At 41.4% G+C, this 10257-nt stretch carries 7 protein-coding genes, 1 pseudogene and 1 riboswitch; of the genes and pseudogenes, 3 read left to right on the plus strand and 5 right to left on the minus strand.

Annotated features, from left to right (window positions below):
* Positions 1 to 274: 274 nt before the first annotated feature.
* Genes PQ474_RS09270 through PQ474_RS09280 form a run of 3 tightly spaced genes read left to right on the plus strand, consistent with a single transcriptional unit; the run spans position 275 to position 3540 of the window.
* Positions 275 to 664: a GntR family transcriptional regulator gene (locus PQ474_RS09270; RefSeq protein ID WP_273842259.1), complete on the plus strand. Its 390-nt coding sequence runs from the start codon at positions 275 to 277 to the stop codon at positions 662 to 664.
* Positions 657 to 1556, plus strand: coding sequence for an ABC transporter ATP-binding protein (locus PQ474_RS09275; RefSeq protein ID WP_273842260.1), 900 nt, complete (start codon positions 657 to 659; stop codon positions 1554 to 1556). The genes PQ474_RS09270 and PQ474_RS09275 overlap by 8 nt, the downstream gene beginning before the upstream one ends.
* The gene (locus tag PQ474_RS09280; protein ID WP_273842261.1) at positions 1531 to 3540 is read left to right on the plus strand and encodes a DUF6449 domain-containing protein; all 2010 of its coding nucleotides are present in this window, start codon (positions 1531 to 1533) and stop codon (positions 3538 to 3540) included. The genes PQ474_RS09275 and PQ474_RS09280 overlap by 26 nt, the downstream gene beginning before the upstream one ends.
* Before the next feature lie 218 nt (positions 3541 to 3758).
* Here the strand turns inward: PQ474_RS09280 and PQ474_RS09285 are convergent, their stop codons facing one another.
* The 5 genes and pseudogenes from PQ474_RS09285 to PQ474_RS09305 form a co-directional block, all read right to left on the minus strand.
* Complete coding sequence (locus tag PQ474_RS09285; RefSeq protein WP_273842262.1) at positions 3759 to 4160, minus strand: DUF3895 domain-containing protein; 402 nt, start codon at positions 4158 to 4160, stop codon at positions 3759 to 3761.
* A gap of 68 nt (positions 4161 to 4228) precedes the next feature.
* Entirely contained in the window at positions 4229 to 4426 is a 198-nt protein-coding gene (locus tag PQ474_RS09290) for an EAL domain-containing protein (protein WP_273842263.1), read from the minus strand.
* Between the two features lie 8 nt (positions 4427 to 4434).
* A riboswitch (cyclic di-GMP riboswitch) is annotated at positions 4435 to 4528 on the minus strand.
* A gap of 330 nt (positions 4529 to 4858) precedes the next feature.
* Complete coding sequence (locus PQ474_RS09295; RefSeq protein ID WP_273842264.1) at positions 4859 to 7912, minus strand: efflux RND transporter permease subunit; 3054 nt, start codon at positions 7910 to 7912, stop codon at positions 4859 to 4861.
* Positions 7913 to 8323: 411 nt separating this feature from the next.
* Positions 8324 to 9013: a response regulator transcription factor gene (locus PQ474_RS09300; RefSeq protein WP_273842265.1), complete on the minus strand. Its 690-nt coding sequence runs from the start codon at positions 9011 to 9013 to the stop codon at positions 8324 to 8326.
* A 222-nt stretch (positions 9014 to 9235) separates the two neighbouring features.
* Positions 9236 to 10257, minus strand: a pseudogene (locus PQ474_RS09305) (hypothetical protein); the annotation flags it as partial.

A 10257-nucleotide genomic window follows, 5' to 3' on the forward strand; every position in this document is an offset into this window, starting at 1 on the left:
TCTTTATCGGTCACTTTTTACGGTTTATCGGTCTCTTCAATGAGTATATCGGTCATCTTCTCTTTTTTTATCAGTCACTTTTTCACTTATTTCGGTCTATTGAAAATGGTATTAGGTATGCTGTTCATTTTAGTTTGAGCCCACCTCCCTCTGCCTAAAAACATTTCCAAAATTAGTTATTTACATCTTGCAATCTCACCAATGCCGTATTATATTAAATAATACAGTTAGAACAGTTAATACAATTTAACCGTTAGTTTGAAAGGAGGCCTATATGTTTCAACTAGACATCAGAAGCCGAGTGCCTATTTATGAACAGTTAGTTGAGAAGTGGAAGGAACTCATCATCCATGAAGTGTATCAGCCAGACCAACAGCTTCCTTCTGTAAGAGTGCTGGCCCAAGAGTTAACCGTTAATCCGAATACGATTCAAAAAGCATATCGTGAGTTAGAAAATCAAGGGTATATTTACTCCATTCCTGGTAAAGGAAAATTTGTTGCTCCTCAAGCTACAACCACAAATAACGAGAAGGTGATCAAATTGAAACAAGAATTGCTTAAGTTATTGTCTGAAGCGCTCTACCTTGGAATCGATAAAGAGGAAATCCTTTCTTTAATTACGGAGGCTGAACAGTCGACAAAAGGAGGGAACCAAGATGATTAATGTGACAGATCTCCGCAAAGGATTCGAGGGAATGGAAGCCGTAAATGGGGTAACGGTTCATATCAAAAAGGGTTCGATTTACGGGTTGCTTGGGTCAAATGGTGCTGGAAAAACGACTCTTTTAAAAATGCTCGCCGGGATTTACAAGCCAAGTTCGGGTGACATTCAAATTCTTGGGCAACCTGTCTTTGAAAATGAGGACATCAAAAAAAGAATGATTTTTCTAGCGGATTCTTTGTATTTTTACCCGAACACCACGATTCAGCAAGCTGCTTCCTTTTATCAATCGGTGTATCCTTCTTGGAATGAGGGCCGCTATCAAACATTAAAGCAAGTGTTTCAAATCGATGTAACGAAAAAAATTCATCGTCTTTCAAAAGGAATGCAGCGTCAAGTTGCGTTTTGGCTGACGCTATCAACGATGCCGGAGATTCTCATTTTAGATGAACCGCTAGATGGTTTGGATGCGGTGATGAGGCAAAAAATCAAAAACCTTCTCATCCAAGATGTGGCCGAGCGGGAAATGACGATTTTGATTTCGTCTCATAATCTACGAGAGGTGGAAGACCTTTGCGACAATGTCGGGATTATGCATGAGGGAAAAATCATCATTGAGAAGGATTTGGATGATTTGAAATCAGATGTTCATAAAATCCAAGTCGCTTTCAAACAAGGAATACCAGCTGAGTTTCTTCAGCATGTTCCGGTCCTTTACAAAGAAGAGCGAGGCAGTGTTCTTCTTTATATCGTGCGAGGAAAAGAAAGTGAGATTCACGATCATGTACAAGAGCACCAGCCGGCCATCTTTGATTTACTGCCATTAACTCTAGAAGAAATATTTATCTATGAAATGAGGGATGTTGGCTATGAGATTGAAAACATTATTGTTTAATAAGGGGATCTTTATTCAGAACATCCGTCATGTCGGATGGATTGGGTTAGGCTATTTAGTCTGTTTGCTTTTTGCCATGCCGTTACAGCTTCTGCTCGCTTATACGAACGAGGATCACTATCGTTATCATCAAATACCCGATCAATTAATTGGACTTTCGAAGGATTTTCAGGTGATCTTAACCTTTGTTTTCCCTGTATTACTAGCTATCTTTCTCTTTCGTTACATTCAAGTGAAGCTTTCTAGTGATTTCACTCATAGCTTACCTATTAAAAGAGGGCTCTTATTTAACCAACATCTTTTATTTGGGTTGCTTGTCTTCATTCTACCTGTATTCGTTGTCGCTGCTATTTTACTAGGATTGGGTTCATTTTTACCTTATGAGGAACTATTGTCCTTTTCTTCTATTTTAAGTTGGGCTGGGACCACGACCCTGTTTAATGTCTTTGTGTTTGTCTCAGGTGTGTTTGTCGGGATGTTCACAGGGATGTCGGTTTTACAAGGAGCTCTTACGTATATTCTTTTTGTGTTCCCTGTTGGTGTGGTCGTCCTCTTTTCTGCTAATTTAGATTTTTATTTATTTGGATTTACGTCTAATTATTATTTAACTCAAAAATTAGAGACGGTTATTCCGTTTGTACGACTTATGGAGCTCGAGCGCGTTCCTTTTACCATTAGTGAAATCCTTATATACGTGGGACTCATCATTGCCTTTTATCTTGCCGCTTTACTTGCTTATCAAAAAAGACATGTTGAAACCGCTACACAAGCCATTGCTTTTCCAGCGTTACGTCCTGTTTTTAAATATGGGGTAACGTTCTGTACGATGTTAGTTGGGGGGCTCTATTTTGGAGACATGCATGGGGCCAATGGCTGGATTATCTTTGGATATGTGACCGCCTCTATTCTTGGTTACGTCCTCTCGATGATGATTTTAGAAAAAACGTGGAGAGTGTTTGCCAAATGGAAGGGCTATGTCGTCTACATGGTCGTTGTGACGATATTAGGGCTGGCTTTTCAAATCGATATGTTTGGCTATGAAAAAAACATCCCATCCGTTGAAGACGTTCAAGGAATCTATTTTGGTGACTCTCTTTATCAATTCAACGAGGAGGAGTTTGCCGATTATCCTGATGTGGACCGACCGATTGAATATGTGAAGCAGAGCTTTTATTACGAGGACAAAGAATTAATTGAGAAAATCAACAGCTTACATGCACAAATCATCAAAGAGAAAAATCAGCTTCAAGCAAGTTCCGAACCCGGAAACTCCATAGCGCTTCAGTATGAGTTGAAAGACGGATCCAAGCTTGCTAGGCAATATTCTATTCCGATTCAAACCTACCAGAAGCTCTACCGAGATATTATCGAATCTGAAGAATACATGCAAAATCAAAATCCGGTCCTAAAGTTAGGCGACGAAGATATCGCCCACCTTGACCGAATCACGATTTATGCTTTTAAAAATGGCGATCGAGTCATCTTAACTGATCGCGAAGACATCGAGGAGTTCCATCAATGGCTTCAAGCCGATGTAGAAAACGAGTCATTAGAGACATTTCTCGATAAAAGGTTTTGGTGGTCAGACATTGAGTATGAATGGCCAGACCGAAAAACGCTTCGGGTCTCTTGGAAAAAATCGTACACGCAAATTGAAGCTTGGTTAGACAAACGAGGTCTTCTCGCTCAAGCTCGCTTCACGGCAGACGATTTTACCCATGCGTATGTCATAAAGAACCCAGATAAGCGAGAATTGTATACATTCGTCCGTGAAAATGACTTAGAGGCGACGTTTGCCGACAGGCCGGACGCAATAAAGCTCGAGGCCGCTGATGAGATTGATGAAATCCTCAAACAAGCCTCTACCTCTCATGATCGAGGGGATTATATAATTGGTTTTTATTCTGAGGAGGTGCCATATCCTGAATTTCAAATTCTCCTTCAAGAACATGTACCTGATTTTATCAAAAAAGAACTCCCATAACCTTTTGGTCACGGGAGTTTTCCCTTTGGCGTGCAGGTTGTGGAGAGGTTCCGGCAACTCATTCTCTTTCCGGCAACTTCCACTCTCAATCCAGCAACTCCCGCTCTCTTTCCGGCAACTCTAGCTCGCTTTCTGGCAACTTCCGCTCTCTTTCCAGCAACTCGCTCTATTTTCAGCAACTCCCACTCTCAATCCGGCAACTCTCGCCCTCCTACCGGCTACTTTCCTTCCTCCGCCATCGTAAAAATTGCATCGCATTTCCGGCCGACATATTGATCATCATAGTCAATAAAATCCCCATGGCCTGCGGGGTCGACCTTCGCTAGTTTTACAACCGATTGCTCTTCCAGTTCGGTTAAGTACATCATCAGTTGAGGGTAGATTTTCGGAGTCCCTTGGCTATACGTTTCGCCGGAAAATCCTTTATGTTTAATGAGGATCTCACACATTTGTTTGACGGTATAGCCCTCTTTAACCCAATCGATGATCGACTCATGATGTGGCGCAAAGGTTGACGTGCTCTTTGGGTTCGTTGCTTCCGTTACAGGTGCTTGTTTCGTGTCTTGGACGTCTTTTTTCTCTGGCTCAAAATCGCCAAACAAGCTAAGTTGCTCCATCATTTTTGTCATCTCCTGTTTCTTTGTTCTCTAGTGTATCTATTATTTTAGCATTTTTATCAGCTGAGGTTCTAGGCTTTCTTAACGGGTCTACTAAACAAATATCCTTGGATTTGGTCATAGCCCTTTTCTCGGAGAATGTCTAGTTGCTCTTTTGTTTCTACGCCTTCTGCAACAACTTCTAAATTCAAACCATTTATCAGGTCGTTTTTTAAGGGGAAAATAAAAGCTATCCCCTTAAATAGGAATAGCCAAGTCGTTACATCCATAACGATGATCTGGTAACCAGGCTAACATAGTTTGGATATCACCCAACCCTTAGCGCCTAGGTTTTTCATCCTATTTTTTCAAATAGTTTGCCTTTATCTACTTAAACGTGTATTTATCTTGTTACGTAATTTTATAGGAAAAACACATAATTTTCAACAATATCCAACATTAACCAACAAAGTTCAGCTTGACCAAGATAGGTCTTTTTAACCGATCTAATTGTACTTCCTACCATTTTAAGTGAGCCCCTACCATTCTTCGTTCAGAGCCACGCTTACTACTTTGAATTCCCGTTTACGAATCTTTATTTACCTCCATTGCTGTACCTAAATCGGTTTGACTTTATTCCCCGTATGAAGAGTTTTATAGGAGCTCTCGTACACACAAAAAAAAAGAAGACGTCCCCTACAAAGAGGGGCGTCTCCTTCAAACTAACTTTCGTTTCTCCGCCATTTCGTTTGCACGATATAAAGAGCTGGCACAATGAACAATGTTAGTAGCGTTGAAAAAATCAATCCTGACACAATGGCAATTCCTAGAGGTTTAAACAGCGTACTGTTTCCGAGGGCGATCGGTAATAAACCTGCTATGGACGTCAATGTGGTTAGAACGATGGGGCGGAACCTTTGTTCAGCAGCTGCGATGACGGCTTCTACCGCATCAGAGCCTTCCTTCCGGCGTTGTTCGATAAACTCAATGAGCACAATCCCATTACGAACGACGATCCCGGCTAAACTAACGGCTCCCATCATCGACATGAACCCAAGTCCAGTTTGCGTCACAAATAATCCGAGTAAGGCACCGGCAATCGCTAAGTATACGGTACTCATTATTAAAATAGGCATCGTTAAAGAATAGAATTGAATCGCAATGACCATTAAAATGAAGAAAACAACGACGATAAAGATTTTACCAATATCAATGAATACATCGGTTCTTGCCGATGTTTCTCCTCCGATGTCGACGGAGTAACCAGTATCACTTGCAACCACTTCCTGCAGCTGCTCTCTCACATCACCAAGGATTTCATCTGAACTTCTATCACCTGCCAGATAGGCTCTTACTGTAATCGTTCTATTATGATCTCGGTGAGGAATTCGTGGTTGCGAAATGATTTCATCAAGTGTCACCACTTCATTTAATGAAACCATCCCTGCTCTAGATGTCGGGAGATAAATACGTTCGAGCAATTCCTCCGAAAGCGGCTCATCGATCGCAAACTTGATTCTCATCTCAACGAGTTCATCCGTTTGTTGAAGTTGCCCAAGTGGGATTCCGTCTCCGATCAGACGCAAGGCTTGAGCCAAGTCCGCGCTGGACAAGCCACTTGCTTCAAGTTCCTCTCGAATTGGAGTGAATTTCAACGTCTGAAGAGGCGCACCTACGTCATCATCAACCGTGCTCACACCCTCTGTTGATGATAGAATTCTCTTCACCTCTTCCGCGATCTCGGTTAAGCGATCCATCGATTCCCCCTTAACTCGAATCGCAATGGGCGCCCCAACTGGTGGGCCTGATTCAATCATTGATGCCGTAAAGGTTTTATCCGGGAAATTCGCTTGAAGAATATCATTCCAACGATCTCTTGCATCGCGGGTCGTGATTTTATCTTGATCAATAAAGACAAAGAAATTCGCGACGTTGTCTCCAGAAACTCCGCCTCCGCCAGGTCCAAATAAACGAGGAATATTGGTTCCGACATAGGTTGAGACAGAGTCTACATATTCCATATTAGCCAAGAACGCTTCAACTTCATTGGATTGTCGTTCTGTTTCTGTTAAAGCCGTTCCTTCTGGTAGTTTCATCTCCACAAAAACTTCTGCGCGGTCCGTATCTGGGAAAAACTCAAGTGGGATAAACGGGATAAGCGCATAAGCTGCTGTCCCTATGACAAACCCTACGACGACTGTTAGCACAGGACGACGACTAATTTTGGTCATCATTTTCTGGCTATAAAATCTCGCCCCCTTATCAAAGACAGACCCAAGTAATCCCGCTGGCTTTCTTTCTGTGCCCTTCGATCTTTTATTTTCCTGAAGCGACCTGTATGTCGGAATTAAAAACAGCGCCACCAATGTTGAAGCAACCATCGTTGCAAGTAAGACAACGGGCAACGGTCTAATAAACGAACCTGCTTGCCCGGGTAATAACAAAAGAGGCAAGAACGTAAATACGACCACAAGCGTTGAGGTTAAGACTGAAACCGCTACTTCTTTTGTTCCGTTAATAGCCGCATCAAGCGGCTTATCGCCAAGGCGTAATCTTCGCTCGATGTTCTCATTCACAACAATTCCATCATCGACTAAAATTCCAAGCGCGATAATAATGGCAATGAGTGAAATTTGATTTAAATCCACACCCGTAAACGGAAAAACAATCGCTCCTAAGCTAAGCGAAACCGGTATGGCAAGCGCCACACTAAATGCCGTCGAAATGTTCAATCCAAGGGAACAAACAAATAGAACGGAAATCACCGCAATGGCAAAGGAAATGCTTAAATCTCTAAACAATTCATCGACTAAATCCGCTTGCGAATACAACAAAGTCATCTCAACACCGTCTGGTAGATCTGCTCGCATCTCATCAACAAATGGATCAAGAGCCGCTTGTGACTTGGTGACACTCGCTCCTGCTTTTAAATAAAACGTAAGCGATATGGCTTCTTCCCCATTGAATGTTACTTGCTCTGTTGGCGCTCTAAACGTTTCCTTGATCGTTGCCACCTCTGACAGCGTGATCACACCTGCTTCTTCCGAAAAACCAACAGGCAATGTTTCAAGATCAGAGAGGGAATCATAGGTGGCAAGCTCGATTCGATAATGATAAGCCTCTGTCTGCCACTCACCTGGTGGGATCGTCGTCATCTCCCCATTTAAAACTCCAATAATTTGATTCACCGAAATCTGAGTTTCTTCAAGTCTTTCATAGTCTAATTCTAGTAAAATCTCTTTATCTAATGTTCCTTGAGCCACAATGGACGTGATGTCATCAAGTTGAATCAGACGCTTATTCCAACGATCAATGAACTCATTCACCGCTGTCAATTGAGTGGCGTCATCTAAGGTCAGTTGGTAAGTGGCTAACCCTTGTATACTTAGGTTGCTATTAACCTGTGGTGCCATCGCGTCTTCTGGAAACCCCGCAGACGCATCGGTCACTCGCTGTCTTACCTCATTCCAAAGTTGATCCGATGAGACACCATCCTCTAACTCGACTGTAATGAGAGAGATTCCTGGACTGGAGACCGATGTTAAAGAAGCGATCTCATTCAATGGTTTTAATTGCTCTTCTATCTGATTCGTTACATTTTGCTCCACTTGTTCAGCTGAAGCCCCAGGATAGACCGTTGTAATCTGAGCAATAGGTGGACTGATTTCAGGTATCTCTCTTTGTGGCAACTGCAGAAAGCTAAGTACCCCTACTAAAGTAAACATAATGAAAAAAAGGATGGTTATCTTTCGCTTGCGAATAAGCCATGAGATCATTGTTATTTCCTCCAATTTTTTACATCCATCTTATGTGTATAAATTATACAACATTTGAACACCTTTTGTAGAGCCTGAACTATGATCATTTTATCAAGAATCCTACATTTGGTTAAAAAAACGAGCAAAAAGGCGCGCCCCTAGCTACTCTAAGTTAACTTCTCTTTGCGGATGATTTACACGACACTCTATTCACGCAAAACAAGATGATGATTATCATGAACGGACCGCTTTTAGAAACCCCGTTACGTTCACTGCGGGATTTCAACCTAGATAAACGGTCAAAAAATAACCGAGTGTAACAAACACTCGGTCCATACAGCTTTTTGCAGCAGACTCTTCGGGGCTCAGGTAGCTCTTATGTAACTTGGCCACCAACTAGTCACATCATCTGTTTCTTTTAGAAGACAGCTACACTTCAAATTTATAACCGACACCCCAAACCGTACGTAGCACATTACAACCAATTTTCTTAAATTTATGTCTAATTTTCTTCACGTGAGCATCGACTATACGGATATCGCCAAAAAAGTCATATCCCCAAACGTGTTCAAGTAAGGTCTCTCGTCTATAAACATTACCAGGCGTTTTAGCCAAGTGGACCAATAAATCAAATTCCTTTGGTCTCAAAGTCACGTTCTCCCCTTTAACGATTACTTCTCTCCGATCAACATCAATTTTGATTTCTCCATAATCATATGTAAAGCTCTGTTCTTTTACTACATCTCTACTACTTGTAGAGTCCACTCTTCTTAAAATGGCTTTAATTCGAGCGACAAGTTCTCTTGGACTAAAAGGTTTGATGATGTAATCATCTGCCCCCAGCTCTAAACCAAGAACTCGGTCAAATTCATCCCCACTTGCTGTTAACATAATAATAGGGACATTCGACACTCTTCTAATCTCTCGACAAACATCATATCCATCCATTTCAGGCATCATTATATCTAAAATAACCATATCCAGTTGTTTTTCTAGTGCGAGAGCTACCGCATCTCTCCCGTTGTTCGCTTCAACCACGTTAAAATTTTGCTTTTTTAAGTAATGAACTATAATCGCTCTAATATTATCGTCATCATCAGCTACTAGAACATGAAGCATAGAATAAAACCTCTCCTTTTATTCCTAGTATATGGTCGAATTGTGTATAAAAAGCTTTTACACTTATACACGGTAGCATTAACAATCAGGGTGTTACAAGGTACATAAGTTTGATACGAAGTCCTGCCTTCTTTCCAATTGTAAACGTAACTTACTTACATAAGTCCCAGTGTTTTTCCATAAGAAAGAGGAATCTTTTTTAAGATTCCTCATCCATTTACATTATTTTAAGAAAGAGATAAAGTTTGAGTAAGCTGTCTTTACTTTCTCATAATAACCAACTAACTTATCAAAAGTACCTTCATATTTTACACTCGTGCTCGTTTGTACGTCAGTCTCAGCATCAGCACCTAGCTCTACTTCCGTATTAGTTGTATCATTTTCTTCCTTCACTCCTTCATCAACTACTGAATCTACCTCTTCGGTTCCTTCTTCTACTTCTATTACATCCTCATTCACTACTAAGTCTACTTCTTCGGTTCCTTCTTCTACCTCTGTTGCCGCTTCATCGATAACAGGATCTACTTCTTCCATTCCTTCTTCCACTTCTGTTGTGGCTTCATCGATGACGGGATCTACTTCTTCCATTCCTTCTTCTACTTCTGTTGTGGCTTCATCGATGACTAGATCTACTTCTTCCGTTCCTTCTTCTACTTCTGTTGTGGCTTCATCGATGACTAGATCTACTTCTTCCGTTCCTTCTTCTACCTCTGTTGTGGCTTCATCGATAACGGGATCTACTTCTTCCGTTCCTTCTTCTACCTCTGTTGCCGCTTCATCGATGACTTGATCTACCTCTTCCGTTCCTTCTTCTACTTCTGTTGCCGCTTCATCGATGACTAGATCTACTTCTTCCGTTCCTTCTTCTACTTCTGTTGTGGCTTCATCGATGACGGGATCTACTTCTTCCGTTCCTTCTTCTACCTCTGTTGTGGCTTCATTGATGACGGGATCTACCTCTTCCGCTCCTTCTTCTACTTCTGTTGCAGAATCTAACTCAGGGTTTTCAAGAACACTATAAATGTATAAACTTTTATAGTTAATTAACTGCTCATAAAGACTGAAAACAGATTGATAGTTATCGTAAATGACTTTCTCAAGAGCCTCTTCACTATTAACATCTTTCGTATCACTTACAACTTCATCTGTGCTATCTGTCTCGTCTACTATTTCTTCGATTCCTTCTTCTTCTGTGCTATTATTCTCATCCACTACTTCTTCTTCGATTCCTTCTTCATCTGCGC

Origin of the sequence: Halalkalibacter alkalisediminis (genome assembly GCF_028610705.1) — a bacterium.
GTDB lineage: Bacteria > Bacillota > Bacilli > Bacillales > Bacillaceae_D > Halalkalibacter > Halalkalibacter alkalisediminis.

Bases quoted from the DNA above. Each gene is read 5' to 3' on its own strand.
- PQ474_RS09270 (WP_273842259.1), top strand. From the start codon at position 275: ATGTTTCAACTAGACATCAGAAGCCGAGTGCCTATTTATGAACAGTTA.
- PQ474_RS09275 (WP_273842260.1), top strand. From the start codon at position 657: ATGATTAATGTGACAGATCTCCGCAAAGGATTCGAGGGAATGGAAGCC.
- PQ474_RS09280 (WP_273842261.1), top strand. From the start codon at position 1,531: ATGAGATTGAAAACATTATTGTTTAATAAGGGGATCTTTATTCAGAAC.
- PQ474_RS09285 (WP_273842262.1), bottom strand. From the start codon at position 4,160: ATGATGGAGCAACTTAGCTTGTTTGGCGATTTTGAGCCAGAGAAAAAA.
- PQ474_RS09290 (WP_273842263.1), bottom strand. From the start codon at position 4,426: ATGGATGTAACGACTTGGCTATTCCTATTTAAGGGGATAGCTTTTATT.
- PQ474_RS09295 (WP_273842264.1), bottom strand. From the start codon at position 7,912: ATGATCTCATGGCTTATTCGCAAGCGAAAGATAACCATCCTTTTTTTC.
- PQ474_RS09300 (WP_273842265.1), bottom strand. From the start codon at position 9,013: ATGCTTCATGTTCTAGTAGCTGATGATGACGATAATATTAGAGCGATT.